Origin of the sequence: Lacisediminihabitans sp., assembly GCF_036569425.1 — a bacterium.
Classification (GTDB): Bacteria; Actinomycetota; Actinomycetes; order Actinomycetales; family Microbacteriaceae; genus Lacisediminihabitans.
Map to the genome: position 1 here is coordinate 64,265 of NZ_DATCQQ010000016.1, position 17,304 is coordinate 81,568.

The window sequence follows — 17,304 nt, forward strand, 5'->3', positions numbered from 1 at the left end:
GTCAGACGCGCTGGCCGGCGACCGACGAGCCGCGACGCAGGTAGAAGAACGCCGTGATGGACATGAGCACGAGGTAGGCCACAACGAAGCCGAAGATCGCGCTGGAGTAGTCCCCCGTGGAGGTCTTCGACAGCCCGAGCACCTGCGGGATGATGAACCCGCCGTATGCCCCCACGGCCGAGATGATGCCGAGGGCCGCGGCCGTCTTGCGCTGCGTGTCGACGCTGCCCGAGTTGCGGTGGGCGTCCAGCACGCCGCTGCGGGCGGCGAAGACGCTCGGGATCATGCGGTAGGTGGATCCGTTCCCCACACCGGTGGCGACGAAGATCACCAGGAACGCCCCGAGGAAAGCCCAGAAGTTGCCCACCGGGAGCACCCACACCACGGCGAGCGCGCCGACCGCCATGACGCCGAAGGCGGCGACCGTGACGATGGCTCCGCCGAAGCGGTCGGCAAGCTTGCCTCCGAAGGGACGCGAGAGGGAGCCGACGAGCGCGCCGAGGAAGGCGAGCGAGATGGCGGCGGTAGCCACGTGCAGGGCGGAGTAGGCGGGGAACTGGTCGGCGATGAGCTTGGGGAACACGCTCGCGAAGCCGATGAAGGAGCCGAACGTGCCGATGTAGAGCAGGGCGAGAATCCAGAGGTGCGGTTCCCGCACGGCGGCGAGGGAGGCGGCGAAGTCCGACTTGGCGTTCGACAGGTTGTCCATGTACCGGTAGGCGCCGAAGATGGCGAGCAGGATGAACGGGATCCAGATCCAGCCCGCGAGCGGCAGGTTCAGGGTGCCGACCGCGCCGAGGGTGATGGCGAGCGGAACCACGATCTGGGCGACCGAGACGCCCAGGTTGCCGCCGGCCGCGTTGAGGCCGAGCGCGTAGCCCTTCTCCCGCTGGGGGTAGAAGAAGGTGATGTTCGACATCGAGCTGGCGAAGTTGCCGCCGCCGAAGCCGCCGAGCGCGGCGATGAGCAGCATGACGGGGAACGGCGTGGCCGGGTTGCCCACCGCGATGCCGAGGGCGATCGCGGGGATGAGCAGCAGCGCCGCCGAGATCATCGTCCAGTTGCGACCGCCGAACTTCGGCACCATGAACGTGTACGGGAAGCGGAGCGTCGCGCCGACGAGGCTCGGGATGGAGATGAGCCAGAAGATCTGCCCGGTGTCGAAGGCGAACCCGGCGGCCGGCAGCTGCACGACGACGATGCTCCAGAGCTGCCAGACGATGAAGCCGAGGAACTCGGCGAAGATCGACCACTTGAGGTTGCGGGAGGCGATCGCCTTGCCCACCGTGTTCCACTGTTCGGTGTTCTCCGGGTTCCAGTTGTCGATCCAGCGCCCGGGCCGGTGCACCAGGGCGGCGGATGCCCCGGTCGAGTCTGTCGGCGTATCGAGCGGAGTTGCAGCGGTGGTCGTGGTCATCGATCGCTCCTTGGAGTGTGGGGGTACTTGGGACGGTGTGTGATTTCGACGCTAGCGAGGCCGTGTTTCGGGGAGACCGCCGTGGCGGTTACCGTTCGGTCACCGTGTCGTCACCGGCGAGCGCCGCTGGTGTTAGGCCGCTGTAACACGCTCGTCACAAAGCGCGGAGAGGCTCCCGGCGGCGGCGCGTTCGTAGAGATCGATGACCGTCTCGACGAGCCCTTCCGGCGGTTCCTCTCCGGCAGCGAGAAGCGGCGCCGTCACCATGTCGGCCCCGGCGGTGCGCGCGAGACCCGCGAAATACCCGGGCGCGAGCAGGTAGGTCGCCACGATGACACGCGCACCGCGCGCGGAGATCCTGGCGCCCGCGACCGCGCAGGAGAGCCGGGGCTGCGCCGCCGAGATGAAGGCCACCGTCACCGGTCGCCCGAGCAGGATCGACAGCTCGCGCCCCACCGTGTGGCAGTCGGCCACGGCATCCGCGTTGCTCGAACCCGCAGCCGCGAGCACGATCCGGTCGCCGTCGGCCAGGCCGGCCTCGTGCAGACGGTCGGCGAGGACGCGGGTGATCCGGGCGTCGGGGCCGAGCGCGCCGGTGACCGTCACCCGCCTCGGCAGGGCCTCGCGGGCGGCATCCGCCAGGTCGACGTGCACGTGGTATCCCGCCGAGAGAAGAAGGGGGACCACCACGGCCGGCACGCCGTCGGCGAGCGCATCGAGGGTGCTCGGCACGCTCGGCTGCTGCACGTCGACGAAGCTGCCGCGCACGGCAGTGTCGGGTCGGGCATCGGCCACCGCGCGCACGAGGGCCGCGACGGCGGCCTGCCCGGCCGGGTCGCTCGTGCCATGGGAGGCGGCCAGCAGGACGGGTGCGCTCACGCGGCCTCGGCCAGCGCGACCTGCACGATTCCGGCCTCCACCCGCACGGGATAGGTGGGCAGGAGGTAGTCGGGTGAGCTCAGGCACTCGCCGGTCACGAGGTCGTAGACCTGCTTGTGCAGGGGCGACGCGATGGTGCTGCGCGCACCCTTCGACCCGACGATGCCGCGGGACATCACGTACGAGCCGGTGGCCGGGCACCGGTTGCTCACGGCGTGCAGGCTGCCGTCCGGCAGCAGGAACAGGGCAACCTGGCGGCCGCCGACGAGCGCGGCCTCGCCCCAGAGTGGTTCGAGCTCGTCGAGCGAGCAGAGCGGCACCCAGTCATCGTTCGTCATGGGTTCACGGTACGAGGGTCGGATTTCGAGGGCAGGCGAAAGCCGTGACGATCGCGTAACGAAGACCTCACACCACTCGGCGCGCGGAGTGAGGTCGATGTCACACATCGTTACGCGGGCGCAATGGCGAGGAAACGCCCGGCTCATACGCTGGGGCCACTCCCACTCGAAAGGTGCTGCCATGGCCGAGGCCGACGACACCCGAACCACTCGCCACGTCGTGGTGATCGGCGGCGGCCCCGCCGCACACCGGTTCACCGAGGCGATGGCGGCGCGTTCCGCCACAAACCCCGGGTTTGTCGTCACCGTCCTCGGCGAAGAGCCGCACCTGCCATACGACCGCGTTGCACTGTCCCGTCGCCTGGTCGACTCGGAGGATCTGACGCTCGGCGACCGCACAATGTGGGATGCCCCGGGCATCCGCTACCGGTCCGCCCAGCGTGCCGCCGCCATCGACCCGGCAGCCAGGACCGTGACCCTCGAGGGCGGCGAGGCACTGTCCTGGGACGAGCTCGTCTTCGCCACCGGGTCGTCCGCCTCCGTGCCTCCCATTCCCGGCGCCGACCTCGGCTACGTCTATCGCACGATCGAAGACGTCGACTTTCTCGTCGCCGAGGTCGCCAGGCTTCGCGTCACTCTCAAGCGACCGGCGAACGTCGTCGTCGTGGGCGGCGGGCTGCTCGGCCTCGAGGCCGCCGGCGGTCTCCAGCGCCTCGGGGGCAATTCCACCATCGTTCACTCCGGTCGTTGGCTGATGTCGGCGCAGCTCGACGAGGGCGCCGGCCAGGCGCTCGGTCGCCTTATCGAGGCCCAGGGCATCACCCTGGCCCTCGGCAACCGGCCGAGCGAGATCATCTCCTCCCCCTCCGGCAAGGTGCTGGGCGTCACCCTCACCGACGGCCGCCAGCTCAATGCCGACCTCGTCGTCTTCTCGATCGGCATCACCCCGCGCGACGAACTCGCTCGGGGCGCCGGGCTCGAAATCGGGCCGCGCGGCGGCATCGCGATCGGCGACGACTGCTCCACCTCGCATCCGGGGATCTGGGCGATCGGCGAGGTCGCCGCCGTCGGGGGAATGTGTGTCGGCCTGGTCGCCCCCGCCAACGCAATGGCCGAGGTGGCGGCCGACCGCATCCACGGCGGGGAGGCCGTCTTCCCCGGCATCGACGACGCCACCAAGCTCAAGCTCTCGGGGGTCGAGGTGGCGAGCTTCGGCGATGCCCTCGCCGTCACCGAGCACTCGCTCGAGGTGGTCTACGCCGACCCCGCGCGCGGTCTGTACCAGAAGATCGTGGTGACCGGCGATGCCAAGACCCTGCTCGGTGGCATCTTCGTCGGCGACGCCGCGCCGTACACCTCCCTGCGTCCGCTGCTCGGGCGCGAGCTACCCGCCGAACCGGGGGCCTACCTCTCCGCGGCGGGTGCCGAGCCGCCGGCCGGCGGCGAACTGCCAGACGACGTGCAGCTCTGCTCATGCAACAACGTCTCCGTCGGCACCGTTCGCTCGGCAGTGCGTGGCGATCACGACGAAGCCTGCACCGAGCTCGGCGCTCTCAAGGCCTGCACCCGCGCCGGCACGCAGTGCGGCTCATGCGTGCCCCTCGTCAAGAAGATCCTCGAGACCGAGCTGAAGAAGGCGGGCGTCGAGGTCTCCCGGGCGCTCTGCGAGCACATCGAGCTCAGCCGCAGCGAACTCTTCGAATCGGTGCGCATCCTCCAGCTCGCCTCCTTCGACGCGATCATGGAGCGCTTCGGGCACGGCCTCGGCTGTGACATCTGCAAGCCGGTGATCGCGTCCATCCTGGCCACCCAGACCTCCGGGTACATCCTCGACTCCGGGCGCGGAGCGCTGCAGGACACCAACGACCGTGCGCTCGCCAACATGCAGAAGGACGGCACATACTCGGTGGTCCCCCGCATTCCCGGCGGCGAGATCACGCCGCAGAAACTCAAGGTGATCGCCGAGGTTGCCGCCGACTTCAACCTCTACACGAAGATCACCGGTGGCCAGCGCATCGACCTGTTCGGGGCGCGACTCGAGCAACTGCCCGACATCTGGAAGATCCTCGTCGACGCCGGTTTCGAATCCGGGCAGGCCTACGGCAAGAGCCTGCGCACGGTGAAGTCCTGCGTCGGGTCGACCTGGTGCCGCTACGGCGTGCAGGATGCCGTGGCCATGGCCATCCAGCTCGAGCTGCGGTATCGCGGCCTCCGCTCACCGCACAAGTTCAAGCTCGGAGTCTCCGGCTGTGCCCGCGAGTGCGCCGAGGCACGCGGCAAGGACATCGGCATCATCGCCTCCGAGCTGGGCTGGAATCTCTACGTCGGCGGCAACGGCGGCTACCAGCCCGCCCATGCCCAGCTCCTCGCCCAGGACCTGGACGACGAGACTCTCATCCGCTACATCGACCGCTACCTGATGTACTACATCCGCACCGCAGACCGGCTGCAGCGCACGGCACGCTGGCAGGAGGAGCTGGAGGGGGGCCTCGATCACGTGCGCGATGTCGTGTGCGACGACAGCCTCGGCATCGCCGACGAGCTCGAGGCGGCGATGGCCACCCACGTGGGCAACTACGAGGACGAATGGGCCGCGACCCTCAAGGATCCGGAGCGACTGCGCCGATTCCGCTCCTTCGTCAACGCCCCGAACACCCCGGACCCCGCCGTCGTGCAGGTGACCGAGCGCGGCCAACCGCGCCCGGCCCGCGCCGAGGAACGGGAGACCGCCGTGCCGCTCGGCCTCACCATTCCCCTGCGACCCGGGGCCCTCCCGCTCGGGCAGACCGCCATCGCCCACACCGAAGGACGCTGACCATGGACCTCACGCTCGACCTCTCCCACCGCAGCGTGCTCGTCATCGGCGGCGCTCACGCCTCCCGGCGATCGATCGCCCGTTACCGGTCCGCCGGAGCGGCGGTGCACCTCGTGACCGAGGCGCCAGCGCCGTCCGCTGCCAAGGCGGTGGAATGGCCTCGCTCGGCCGACGGCTGGCGCGGACTCCTCAGCACCATGGACCTCGTCGTGCTCGTCGATGCGGCACCGGCCCTCGACCGCACGATCGCGGCGCTGGCGACCGAGCTGCGCCTCTGGCTCACCCGCGAGCACGCCGCGGTGACGGGCCCGGTCGGGCACGTCACCCTCGTCGGCGGAGGACCCGGCGACGAGGGCCTCATGACCGTCGCCGCCATGCATGCTCTCCGTGACGCGGATATCGTCTACTTCGACCGCCTCGGGCCGCACGACCGCCTCGCCGACTGGGCACCCGGTGCCGAATTCGTCGACGTCGGCAAACTCCCCGGCCACCACGCCGTGCCCCAGGCCGAGATCGAGCGGATGCTCGTGGCGAGCGCCCTCGCCGGCCAGACCGTCGTTCGCCTCAAGGGCGGAGATCCCTTCGTCTTCGGGCGAGGCGGGGAAGAGGTGCTCGCCTGCCGGGAGGCCGGCGTGCCGGTCAGCGTCATCTCCGGAGTCTCGAGCGCCATCGCGGCGCCCGGAATCGCGGGCATCCCGGTGACCCACCGCGACGTGAGCCGCATGTTCACCGTCGTCTCCGGCCACGCCCCGTTCACCGACGACCAACTGGCCCACCTCGTGGGTCTCGGCAGCACCATCGTCGTGCTGATGGGCATCGGCACCCTCCCGCAGCTGTCGGCGGGCCTCGCTCGCCACGGCATGGATGCCGCGATGCCGGTGGCGATCATCGAGCGGGCCTTTACCGACAGCCAGCGCACCACCATCGCGTCGATCGGCACGGTGGTCGACAGTTCGACGCAGGCCGGCATCCGCTCCCCCGCTGTCATCGTGATCGGTGAGGTCGTACGATTGGCGCACGACGCCGATGTCGCGGCTGTCGAGCTGCTGGACCACGCGGCGCGCCTGGCACGGTAGCCGCTCCCCCTTCTGCCCCGCGCCCGCCAGCGCCCCACGACGGAGACCCCCTGACCGACACCGGCAGCGACACGAGCAGTGAGACAGGCCTCCCAGGGTTCCGTGCCGACCAGCTCGAGGGATTCCGCATCGGCGTGACCTCGGATCGGCGCTCGGAAGACCTCATCGCGGCCTTCGAGCGTCGCGGCGCCGAGGTCTTGCACGCCCCAGCCATCCGCATCTCGGCGACCGCCGACGACTCCAAGCTCACCCGCGACACGCAGGCGATCATCGAGGCACGCCCCGACATACTGCTGGCCACCACCTCCTACGGCATCCGCCGCTGGTTCGAGGCCGCGGATGCCGCGGGTCTCGGTCACGAGCTCATCGAGACGCTCGCCCATTCCCGCATCCTCGTGCGCGGGCCGAAGGCCCGAGGGGCCGTGCGGGCCGCGGGACTCGACGATGCGGGCATGAGCGACAAAGAGACGACCCAGTCCCTTGTCGACTTCGTGCTGCGCGAGGGGGCAGAGGGCAAGACCGTGGCGGTGCAACTGCACGGTTTCACCGACCAACCACAACTCGAACGACTGCGCGCCGCCGGGGTCACTGTGCTCACCGTCGCGCCATACCGCTGGCTGCTTCCCGATGACTCGAGCCGGGTGCTCAAACTGGTGGATGCGATCTGCACCGGCTCCGTCGACGCCGTCACCTTCACGAGCGCGCCGGCAGTCGAGGCGCTGTTCAGCGCCGCCGACGGCATCGGCAGGCTCCAGCAGCTGCAGGATGCCCTGTCCAGCACGGTCGTCGCGGCCGCGGTCGGACCGGTCACGGCCGCTCCGCTCATCGCGGGGGGCATCATCCCGATCGTACCGGAGCGCTATCGCATGGGCGCCCTGATCCGACTGGTCTGCGAGTATCTCGAGGAGGAGCGGATCGTGCGGGTGCAGTCCGCCCACGGCGCGATCGAGTTGCGCGGGCGCATCGTGAGCGTGGCCGGAACCCGGGCCTCCCTCGCGCCGACCTCGCTGACGATCCTGCGCATCCTGCTCGCCTCCCCCGGCGCCGTGGTGTCGCGCGCCGCGCTTACGGCGGCGCTGCCCGAGATGCAGGACGACCACGCCGTCGACGTGGCGATCAGCCGCCTGCGCCAGGCGCTTCCAGCATCCGGTCTCGTGGCAACGGTGATCAAGCGGGGCTACCGCATCGACATGTGACGTGGGTCGTTGGCCTTGTGCGGCGCCGGTGACCGTGCGATGTTTATAGACAACGTCTATAAGGAGACTACAGGTCATGCAACGTGCACGAGCGGGGCAACTCATCCGAGCAGCGCGGCTCGACAACTCGATGACCCAATCGCAGCTCGCGCAGGCAGCGGGGATCCACCAGCCGTCGCTGGCCGCGTACGAACTCGCTCGCCGCACACCCAGGCCTGAGACTCTCCGCGCCATCCTGAAGGCGGCGAAGACCCGGCCCTCGATTCCCCTGCAACTCTTCGCCGATGACATCCTCGCCGCCGCGACGGGTCGTGGGCTCTCGAACGTTCGAGTGTTCGGTTCGACCATCCGCGGCGAGGACACGGAGTCCAGTGACATCGACCTGCTGGTGTCCGTCTCTGCGGACTCCTCGCTCTTCGACCTGGCGGGATTCTCCCTCGACGTCGAGCGGATCACCGGGTTCAGGGCCGATGTCATCGCCGACAGCGCGGCCCTTGGCGGCTATCTGGCACACGTTCGCGAGGAAGCGATCGCGCTGTGACCGACGAAGGTGAGGCCCCTCCCGTCCGGTTCCGGACGGTGCCTCGAGCGACCGCCGGCGGTGCCGGCAACGTCGAAGGCAACTCCGAAATCAACCGCTATCCCGCCGTCGCCGCCGAATTGCGCACGCTGCTCAGCGGGTGCCAGGAGATCATAGATCGTGGCCAGGCGGAGTTTCTGAGCACAGAGTCGCAACTGACCTCCCTCGCCGCCGAGGCACTGATCATCCACTTCGGCGACCTGGTGAAAGAGCGGCTGCCGTCGCGGGTCAAGGTGATCAATCACACCCTGCCGTGGCGTGAGATCACTCACACTCGCAACATTGTCGCGCACCAATATCTGAGAGCAGATCCACAGGTGATCTGGAATGTGGTGTCGAGGTCGCTTCCCGATGCCATCCGCCAGATTCTCGCCAGCGTGCCGCCCGCTACGCCGTGACGCGCCCGGCATGGAAGAGTTGACCCATGCCCGACGAAACGCTGCGACTGCCGAACTCCATCTTCCAGGCGGTCTTCGACCTCGGCGACAAGCGCGCGGCGAAGATCGAGCTTCCGTCGGCGCTGCACGAGCCGGAGATCTTCGCCGAGTGGCAGGACGACGAGAACATGGTCTCGCTCTACGTCGGATTCGACGACGGGCAACTGCACCTCGACCTCGGCGCGTCCGGAGCCGAGCACCACTTCCACGCACCGGGTGGCGACGGGAGCGAGAACAGCCCGTGGAATGATGCCGACACGGCCGTGCTCCTGGAGTGGGCCACCGCTCTCGCCGGCAACTTCTTCGCGCGGATGCCCGAACTCATGGAAGACATCGAAGAGGCCGCCGCGTGGCATGAGGAGGGCTATCCCCTCTACGTTTGCGAGACCGAGCCCGCTCAGCTCGACCTCATCGAGGTGGAGATCGAGGGCGAGATCCTCACACTCCCCTGGCTCGGTTCGGGCACGGTCAGCCAGGACCATGTCGACGGCGACAATCACCCGATCGCCCTGCTCTGGAATCCCGTGGATGGCGCGATCCCCGATCGCACCATCGCCCGCGCCTGGCTCGACCCGATCTCCGGCGAGCCCGTCACGTCTGCCGAAAACGGCGTCGACTGGTCGGCCGTCGGCCTCGAACGCGAGGAGGTGCTCTCCTGGCTAGAGAGCATCTACCTCAACCACCACATCACCCCGGATGCCGAGATCGAGCTGGTGCACGCGGTGCTGGAACGCATGGGCGGCCTCGACCGCGAGTAACAGGGTCGCTATTCTGAATCCAACCGAAGGAGTATCCATGGCTGTCATCTCTCGCGGTTTCACCGGCCGAAGTCGCGAAAACAATCCCGAACTTCCTCCCGGCCAGTACCTCACCACGGACTTCCCGGTGCTGTCGGCCGGCCCCACCCCCGACATCGACACCGCGGACTGGGCGTTCAGCATCCGCACCGAGTCCGGCACAGTGCACAAGTGGGACTGGGAGCAGCTGCAGGCGCTCCCGATCGAAGACGTCGGCACCGACATCCACTGCGTCACCCGCTGGTCGAAGCTCGGCACCTCCTGGCGCGGCGTCTCTCTCGACACGCTCTTCGCCGAGGTCGAGACGAGCAACGACTACGTGATGGCGCACTCCTATGGCGGTTACACGACGAACGTGCCGCTCGAGGACCTGCTCGACGGCAAGGCGTGGATCGCGTTCGAATTCGACGGCGAGCCGCTCGAGGCCGAGCACGGCGGGCCGGCGCGACTGCTCATCCCGCACCTGTACTTCTGGAAGAGCGCCAAGTGGATTCGCGGCCTGGTCATGCAGAGCGACGACGAACCGGGCTTCTGGGAGCAGAACGGCTACCACCTGTACGGTGATCCGTGGCTCGAGCAGCGCTATTGGTGACCGAACGGGAGACCCGGGATGCGCCGCCGCACCGGGTCGGCCTCTGGCACGTCGGAGTGGTCGTCTCGACTGCCACCCAGACGCCCACCGGGCGCAGCATCGTGCTGGACGTGCCCGGCTGGGGCGGCAACCTCGCCGGCCAGCATGCTGATGTGCGTCTCACGGCGCCCGACGGATACCAGGCCGTCCGCTCCTATTCGATCGCGTCGGCCGGCGAAACCGACCTGGTCGAGCTCGCCGTCGACCGCTTCCCCGACGGTGAGGTGTCTCCCTACCTCGTCGACGACCTCATGGCGGGCGATCAGGTCGAACTGCGCGGGCCGCTCGGCGGCTGGTTCGTGTGGACACCGGCGCAGACCGAACCGGTGCAGCTCATCGGCGGAGGCTCGGGAATCGTTCCGCTCATGGCCATGATCCGCTCGCACGCCGACTCGGGCAGTGCGGCGCCGTTCCGCCTGCTCTACTCGCTGCGCAGCCCGGATGACGCGTTCTTCCGCTCAGAACTCGCGACGCCGACCCCGGGGCTCGACGTCACCTGGCTGTACACGCGCCGCACACCGGCGGACTGGCCGCGGTCGGCCGGCCGCATCACGCCGGACGACCTGCAGGCATCCGCCTTCCCGTCCTCGCTCTCGCCGGCCGTCTTCGTGTGCGGGCCGACCGGATTCGTGGAGACGGTCGCGACCGCCCTGGTCGCGCTCGGCCACGACCCGCACCGGGTGAAGACCGAACGATTTGGAGGCGCGTGATGCCCGAACCCGTCGACGGCAACTCGCTTGCCGGCCCGCTCTCCGAACTCTTCTCCGCCGACCTCACCCTGGCCACTGCGCGCTGCCTGGGCTGCGGCGACGTCTCGGAACTCGCCCGCGCGATGGTCTATCCCGATCCCACCGGCTATGTCGTGCGCTGCGGCCAGTGCGACGACGTGCTCATGGTGATCGTGGAGGAACCGGACAGTGTCTGCCTCGAGTTGCGCGGGATGTCGTGGCTTAAGGTGCCGCGCTAACCCAGAGCGACCGTGGCATCACCCGCGGTGAGGTTCCGGCCGCCCCTCAGGCGAGCCGGCGCATGCCGAGGCAGAGCACGAACGCCCAGCCGAGGATGCCGGCGAGGCAGACCCGTTCGGCGAGCCCCACCATCTGGGGTGCGAGTGCGATGCTGAACGCGAGGGCGGCGAGGCCGACCGCGCCGAGCGCCGCGAACGCGAGGATCGCGCGCACCGCCGGCAGCGCCCGACTTGCCCACGCGGTGAGGAGCGAGATGGCGGCGAGCACGGCGACGAACCCGGCGGTGGCGAAGGTCACGTGCACGGCCCCGACGGCGGTGTGCGGGGTCATCCCGTACTCGCCCGGCGCGTTCACGTCGGTCGGGGCGAACACCAGTGCCGCCGAGCACAGCCCGGAGGCGGCGAGCAGCACCAGGCCCCACGTCCGCGAGCGCGACGGCGACCCGACCAGCAGGATCGCGGCGATGACGCATCCGCACATCGCCGCCCGCGCGAGAAAGTTGAGGCTCATCGCCCAGCCGAATGGGCCGACCGCGAGGTCGCTCTCCGCGTCGCTCACGACCGAGTAGTGCGGCGGCAGGAGCTGCAGCACGAAGTCGATCAGCGCGTAGAGCACCACGAGTGCCTTCGCGACCGTCGCGAAGGCACGGCGTGCCTGCGGCGCGTCGTGTGAGGTCATCCGTCCACCCTTGCGCATAACTCCTGCTCGTTGGGCCGCGGTCGCCGGCGCGGGCGGCAATTGCTGACGACTTCGACCGGCCCGCCCCGGATAGCCGGAGTTATGCATCCGCGATGCCCTCGCGGAGCCCTCGCAGAGCTCGCGGAACCCTCGCGGAGGGAGTAACATCCCCCGCCGCGAAGCTGTATCCCCGCCGCGAGCGACCGCGAGTGCGACGTGCCCCGCGCGAGTTGTGCGACGGGCCGCCTCCGGAATCCGGCCCGGGACGCCGCGATGGCCCCGACTCGTGAGCCGGGGCCATCTCGAGGGGTGCTAGCGGGCGGCCTCGCCGTCCACGTAGTCCTCGTCGATCTGCTTCCAGGCGAAGAGCGCGCGCAGCTCCTTGCCTGTCGCCTCGATGGGGTGTGCGGCACCCTTCGCGCGCAGTGCGAGGAACTCGGGGGCTCCCGCATCCTGGTCGGCGATGAACCGGGCGGCGAACGTGCCGTCCTGGATGTCGGAGAGCACGGCCTTCATGTTCTCCTTCACGTGCGGGTCGATCACGCGCGGGCCGGAGATGTAGTCGCCGTACTCGGCCGTGTCGGAGACCGACCAGCGCTGCTTGGCGATGCCGCCCTCCCACATGAGGTCGACGATGAGCTTGAGCTCGTGCAGCACCTCGAAGTACGCGATCTGCGGCTGGTAGCCCGCCTCGGTGAGGGTCTCGAAGCCGTACTGCACGAGCTGCGAGACGCCGCCGCAGAGAACGGCCTGTTCACCGAACAGGTCGGTCTCGGTCTCCTCGGTGAAGGTGGTCTTGATGCCGCCGGCGCGCAGGCCGCCGATCGCCTTCGCGTACGACCAGGCGAGGTCCCACGCGCGACCGGAGGCGTCCTGCTCCACGGCGACGATCACCGGCACGCCGCGGCCGGCCTCGTACTCGCGACGCACGGTGTGGCCGGGTCCCTTCGGGGCGACCATGATCACGTCGACGCCCTCCGGCGCCTTGATGTAGCCGTAGCGGATGTTGAAGCCGTGTCCGAACAGGATCGCCTTGCCCTCGGCGAGGTGGGGCTGGATGTCCGCCGCGTACAGGTGGCGCTGGTACTGGTCGGGGGCGAGGATCACGATCACGTCTGCCCACTCGGCGGCCTCCGCCGACGGCAGCACGGTGAAACCGGCCTCCTGCGCCTTGGCGATGGACTTGGAGTCCGGCTTGAGACCGACGACGACCTCGACCCCGGAGTCTCTCAGGTTCAGCGCGTGGGCGTGGCCCTGCGATCCGTAGCCGATGACGGCGACCTTCTTGCCCTGGATGAGCGAGAGGTCAGCATCTTTGTCGTAGAAGATTTCGGTCACGTTCTGGTTCTCCTTGATTGTTGTGGTGTGAAAGCTAGTTCTTGAAGACTCGTTCGGTGATGCTCTTGCTTCCCCGGCCGATCGCGAGCAGTCCGGACTGGGCGATCTCCTTGATCCCGTATGGCTCGAGCACCCGCAGCAGGGCCTGCACCTTGGCCGTGTCGCCGGTGACCTCGATTACGAGGGCGTCGGTCGCGACATCCACGATGCGGGCACGGAACAGCGTAGCCGCCTCGAGAATCTGACTTCTGGTGCTGTTGTCCACCCGCACCTTGATTAGCATGTGCTCGCGCTCCACCGTCTGCAGCGGATCGAGCTCCACGATCTTGATCACGTTGATGAGCTTATTGAGCTGCTTCGTCACCTGCTCGAGCGGCAACTCCTCCACGTCGACGACGACCGTGATGCGGGAGAGGCCGGGGATCTCGGTCTTGCCGACGGCGAGGCTCTCGATGTTGAAACCGCGACGCGCGAACAGGCCGGCGACGCGCGTCAGCAGGCCGGGTTTGTCTTCCACCAGAAGGGACAGGACATGGGTCATTGCTCTACTCCTCGTCCCACTCCGGCGCGTGATCGCGCGCATACTGCACCGACGAATTGCCGACGCCCTGCGGCACCATCGGCCACACCATCGAGTCCCGACTCACGATGAAATCGATCACCACCGGTCGATCGTTTGTCTCGTTCGCGAGCTTGATCGCGGCATCCACGTCCTCTTTCCTGGTGACCCGGATGCCGAGGGCGCCATACGCGTCCGCCATCTTCACGAAGTCGGGGATCATCACCGTGTCGTGGCCCGTGTTCAGGTCGGTGAAGGAGTGCCTCCCGTCGTAGAACAGGGTCTGCCACTGGCGCACCATGCCGAGCGAGGAGTTGTTGATGATCGCGACCTTGATCGGGATGTTGTTGATCGTGCAGGTGGCGAGCTCCTGGTTGGTCATCTGGAAGCAGCCGTCGCCGTCGATCGCCCAGACGGTGCGCTCGGGTTCCGCGACCTTCGCTCCCATCGCGGCCGGCACGCCGTAGCCCATTGTGCCCGCCCCACCGGAGTTGAGCCACGAGTTGGGCCGTTCGTACTTGATGAACTGCGCGGCCCACATCTGGTGCTGGCCGACCCCGCTCGCATAGATCGCTTCCGGGCCGGTGATCTGGCCGATGCGCTCGATCACGTACTGCGGGGAGAGCAGCCCGTCGTCCGGCTCGTCGTAGCCGAGCGGGAACTGCTCCCTCAGCTTGTCGAGCCGAACCCACCAGTCGGTGAGGTCGGACGGGGTGTTCTTCGTGGCCTGCGCGAACGCGACCGTGAGGTCGGCGATGACGTCCTTGGCATCACCGACGATGGGCACATCGGCGACCCGGATCTTGGAGATCTCGGCGGGGTCGATGTCGACATGGACGACCTTGGCGTTGGGGGCGAACTCGCTCGGCTTGCCGGTGACCCGGTCGTCGAACCGCGCCCCGAGGGAGATGAGCAAGTCGGATTCCTGGATCGCGAGCACCGCCGGGACCGTCCCGTGCATCCCGGGCATGCCGAGGTTGAGCCGGTTGGAGTCCGGGAACGCGCCGCGAGCCATGAGCGTCGTCACGACGGGGGCGCCCACGAGTTCGGCGAGCTTGAGCAGCTCGGGACTCGCCTTCGCCCGCACCACGCCGCCGCCCACGTAGAACACGGGGCGCTTCGCCTCGGCGAGCAGCTGCGCGGCCGCCTGGATCTGCTTGCCGTGCGCCTTCGTCACCGGCCGGTAGCCCGGCAGGTCGACCTTGGGCGGCCAGACGAACGGCGCGAAGCCCTGCTGGGCGTCCTTCGTCACGTCCACGAGCACCGGCCCAGGGCGTCCGGTCGTCGCGATGTGGATCGCGGCGGCGATCGTCGCCGGCACGTCCTCCGGGCGGGTGATGAGAAAGGAGTGCTTGGTGATCGGCATCGTGATTCCCACGATGTCGACCTCCTGGAAGGCGTCGGTGCCCATGAGGGTGGAGAACACCTGGCCGGTGATCGCCAGCAGCGGCACCGAGTCCATGTAGGCGTCTGCGATTGCGGTGACGAGGTTTGTGGCGCCGGGCCCGGAGGTCGCGATGGCGACGCCGATCCTTCCCGTCGCCGAGGCGTAGCCCTCCGCGGCGTGGCCGGCGCCCTGCTCGTGCCGCACCAGGATGTGGCGGATCGCCGTGGACGACATCAGTTCGTCGTAGAACGGCATGATCGCGCCGCCCGGGAGGCCGAAGACGTCGGTGACGCCGAGGTTTTCGAGCGAGCGGAGTATGGCCGCCGAACCGTTGAGCACTTCCGGAGCGGCGTGCCGCTCGGCCGGGCCGGGGGCCTTGGCCGCGGTGGGCACCGGGATCGATTCCGTGGACATCAGGACTTCCTTGAGGTTTCAGGCACGAATAGTGAGGGCACGAAGCTACCCGGTGACCGCACCCTCCGCAGCGGAGTGCACGAGCTTCGAGTACTTTGCGAGAACGCCACGGGTATAGCGCGGGGGAAGCGGAGCCCAGCCAGAGCGGCGAGCTGCGAGCTGCGTCGGTTCGACGAGTAGGTCGAGCGAGCGAGCTGCGATATCGACCCGTATTAGATCACCATCGCGCACGAAGGCGATGGGACCAGCGTCCACCGCTTCGGGTGCTATGTGGCCGATACACAGTCCGGTTGTGCCGCCTGAGAATCGTCCGTCAGTCAAGAGTAGTACATCCTTGCCGAGCCCTGCGCCCTTGATGGCCGCGGTGATCGCCAGCATCTCGCGCATGCCGGGCCCGCCCTTCGGACCCTCGTAGCGGATCACCACGATGTCGCCGGCGGTGATCCCCCCGGCGGTGAGGGCGTCCATCGCCTCGCGTTCGCGCTCGAACACACGCGCCGGGCCCTCGAACACCTTCGCGTCGAATCCCGCCGTCTTCACGACGGCCCCCTCGGGCGCGAGCGAACCGTGCAGGATGGTGAGGCCGCCGGTGGGGTGGATGGGGTTGTCCAGCGTGCGCAGCACCTTGCCGTCGAGCGGCTCTGGATCGAGCTCCGCGAGGTTCTCGGCCACGGTGCGGCCCGTGACGGTGAGGGCGTCCCCGTGGATGAGCCCGGCGTCGAGCAGCGCCTTCATGAGTACCGGGATGCCGCCCTGGCGGTCCACGTCGTTCATCACGTACTGGCCGAACGGCTTGAGGTCCCCCACGTGCGGCACGGTGTCGCCGATGCGGTTGAAGTCGGCGAGGGTGAGGTCCACCTCCGCCTCGTGCGCGATCGCGAGTAGGTGCAGCACGACGTTGGTGGACCCGCCGAGGGCCATCGCCACGGCGATCGCGTTCTCGAAGGCGTCCTTGGTGAGGATGTCGCGGGTGGTGATCCCGAGCCGGAGCAGGTTGACGACGGCCTCGCCGCTCTTGTGCGCGAAGTAGTCGCGGCGGCGGTCAGCCGCGGCCGGGCTCGTGGACCCCGGCAGGGCCATCCCGAGCGCCTCGGCGACGCTCGCCATGGTGTTCGCGGTGTACATGCCGCCACAGGCACCCTCGCCAGGCGCGAAGGCGCACTCGATGCGCTTGGCATCGGCCTCGCTCATGCGGCCGGCGCGCACGGCGCCCACGGCCTCGAACGAGTCGATGATGGTGATGTCCTTCTCGGTGCCGTCGCTGAGCTTCACCCAGCCGGGGGCGATCGAGCCGGCGTAGAGGAACACCGAGGCGAGGTCGAGCCGCGCCGCCGCCATGAGCATGCCGGGCAGCGACTTGTCGCACCCGGCGAGCAGCACCGAGCCGTCGAGGCGCTCCGCCTGCATCACCACCTCGACCGAGTCGGCGATCACCTCGCGGCTCACCAGCGAGAAGTGCATGCCTTCGTGGCCCATCGAGATGCCGTCCGACACGGAGATCGTGCCGAACTGCAGCGGGTAGCCGCCGCCGGAGTGCACTCCCTCCTTCGAGGCCTGCGCGAGGCGGTCGAGGGACAGGTTGCAGGGCGTGATCTCGTTCCACGAGCTCGCGATGCCGATCTGGGGCTTGTCCCAGTCATCGTCGCCCATTCCCACCGCGCGCAGCATCCCGCGCGAGGTCATGGCTTCGATTCCGTCGGTTACGACGCGCGAACGCGGCTTCCAGTCAACTGTTTCGGGCATGTAACGAGTCTAGAACTCCGCCGCCGGTGCTTTCCGCCGCCCGCGGTCACC

17 protein-coding genes are annotated in these 17,304 nt (G+C 68.7%); 9 read left to right on the top strand and 8 right to left on the bottom strand.

Features of this window, described 5'->3' with window-relative positions; genetic code table 11:
* Window position 1: 1 nt before the first annotated feature.
* From VIM54_RS02415 to nirD, 3 genes are all read right to left on the bottom strand, one after another.
* Window positions 2-1,417, bottom strand: coding sequence for an MFS transporter (locus VIM54_RS02415; protein WP_331898857.1), 1,416 nt, complete (start codon window positions 1,415-1,417; stop codon window positions 2-4).
* Window positions 1,418-1,549: 132 nt separating this feature from the next.
* Window positions 1,550-2,296: a sirohydrochlorin chelatase gene (locus VIM54_RS02420; protein ID WP_331898859.1), complete on the bottom strand. Its 747-nt coding sequence runs from the start codon at window positions 2,294-2,296 to the stop codon at window positions 1,550-1,552.
* The gene (gene nirD / locus VIM54_RS02425; RefSeq protein WP_331898860.1) at window positions 2,293-2,634 is read right to left on the bottom strand and encodes a nitrite reductase small subunit NirD; all 342 of its coding nucleotides are present in this window, start codon (window positions 2,632-2,634) and stop codon (window positions 2,293-2,295) included. Before nirD ends, VIM54_RS02420 begins: the two co-directional genes overlap by 4 nt.
* 181 nt (window positions 2,635-2,815) lie before the next feature.
* Here nirD and nirB point away from each other — a divergent pair, with 181 nt between their 5' ends.
* The 9 genes from nirB to VIM54_RS02470 all read left to right on the top strand — a co-directional run bounded on the left by nirB (window position 2,816) and on the right by VIM54_RS02470 (window position 11,133).
* Window positions 2,816-5,449, top strand: coding sequence for a nitrite reductase large subunit NirB (nirB, locus tag VIM54_RS02430; RefSeq protein WP_331898861.1), 2,634 nt, complete (start codon window positions 2,816-2,818; stop codon window positions 5,447-5,449).
* 2 nt (window positions 5,450-5,451) lie between these two features.
* Entirely contained in the window at window positions 5,452-6,525 is a 1,074-nt protein-coding gene (cobA, locus tag VIM54_RS02435) for a uroporphyrinogen-III C-methyltransferase (RefSeq protein WP_331898863.1), read from the top strand.
* A 50-nt stretch (window positions 6,526-6,575) separates the two neighbouring features.
* A complete protein-coding gene (locus tag VIM54_RS02440; RefSeq protein WP_331898903.1) occupies window positions 6,576-7,721 on the top strand; it encodes a uroporphyrinogen-III synthase in 1,146 nt (381 codons plus the stop codon).
* A 76-nt stretch (window positions 7,722-7,797) separates the two neighbouring features.
* Window positions 7,798-8,262, top strand: a complete 465-nt coding sequence (locus tag VIM54_RS02445) for a helix-turn-helix domain-containing protein (RefSeq protein ID WP_331898865.1) — start codon at window positions 7,798-7,800, stop codon at window positions 8,260-8,262.
* Complete coding sequence (locus VIM54_RS02450; protein ID WP_331898867.1) at window positions 8,259-8,699, top strand: DUF86 domain-containing protein; 441 nt, start codon at window positions 8,259-8,261, stop codon at window positions 8,697-8,699. Before VIM54_RS02445 ends, VIM54_RS02450 begins: the two co-directional genes overlap by 4 nt.
* A 26-nt stretch (window positions 8,700-8,725) precedes the next feature.
* On the top strand, window positions 8,726-9,496 hold the full coding sequence (locus tag VIM54_RS02455) for a hypothetical protein (RefSeq protein WP_331898869.1): 771 nt from the start codon (window positions 8,726-8,728) through the stop codon (window positions 9,494-9,496).
* Between the two features lie 37 nt (window positions 9,497-9,533).
* Window positions 9,534-10,127 carry a sulfite oxidase-like oxidoreductase gene (locus tag VIM54_RS02460; protein ID WP_331898870.1) on the top strand — a complete coding sequence of 198 codons (594 nt, stop codon included), beginning with the start codon at window positions 9,534-9,536 and terminating at the stop codon, window positions 10,125-10,127.
* A complete protein-coding gene (locus tag VIM54_RS02465; RefSeq protein ID WP_331898872.1) occupies window positions 10,124-10,876 on the top strand; it encodes a ferredoxin reductase in 753 nt (250 codons plus the stop codon). The genes VIM54_RS02460 and VIM54_RS02465 overlap by 4 nt, the downstream gene beginning before the upstream one ends.
* Window positions 10,876-11,133, top strand: a complete 258-nt coding sequence (locus VIM54_RS02470) for a DUF6510 family protein (protein WP_331898874.1) — start codon at window positions 10,876-10,878, stop codon at window positions 11,131-11,133. The genes VIM54_RS02465 and VIM54_RS02470 overlap by 1 nt, the downstream gene beginning before the upstream one ends.
* A 46-nt stretch (window positions 11,134-11,179) precedes the next feature.
* On the opposite strand, the gene VIM54_RS02475 is transcribed toward VIM54_RS02470, so the two are convergent.
* From VIM54_RS02475 to ilvD, 5 genes are all read right to left on the bottom strand, one after another.
* The gene (locus VIM54_RS02475; RefSeq protein ID WP_331898876.1) at window positions 11,180-11,812 is read right to left on the bottom strand and encodes a DUF998 domain-containing protein; all 633 of its coding nucleotides are present in this window, start codon (window positions 11,810-11,812) and stop codon (window positions 11,180-11,182) included.
* 312 nt (window positions 11,813-12,124) lie between these two features.
* Entirely contained in the window at window positions 12,125-13,150 is a 1,026-nt protein-coding gene (ilvC, locus tag VIM54_RS02480) for a ketol-acid reductoisomerase (protein WP_331898878.1), read from the bottom strand.
* 34 nt (window positions 13,151-13,184) lie between these two features.
* On the bottom strand, window positions 13,185-13,691 hold the full coding sequence (gene ilvN, locus VIM54_RS02485) for an acetolactate synthase small subunit (protein ID WP_331898880.1): 507 nt from the start codon (window positions 13,689-13,691) through the stop codon (window positions 13,185-13,187).
* A gap of 4 nt (window positions 13,692-13,695) precedes the next feature.
* Window positions 13,696-15,510 carry an acetolactate synthase large subunit gene (locus tag VIM54_RS02490; RefSeq protein WP_331898882.1) on the bottom strand — a complete coding sequence of 605 codons (1,815 nt, stop codon included), beginning with the start codon at window positions 15,508-15,510 and terminating at the stop codon, window positions 13,696-13,698.
* 45 nt (window positions 15,511-15,555) lie between these two features.
* Window positions 15,556-17,253 carry a dihydroxy-acid dehydratase gene (gene ilvD / locus VIM54_RS02495; protein WP_331898883.1) on the bottom strand — a complete coding sequence of 566 codons (1,698 nt, stop codon included), beginning with the start codon at window positions 17,251-17,253 and terminating at the stop codon, window positions 15,556-15,558.
* Window positions 17,254-17,304 lie beyond the last annotated feature (51 nt).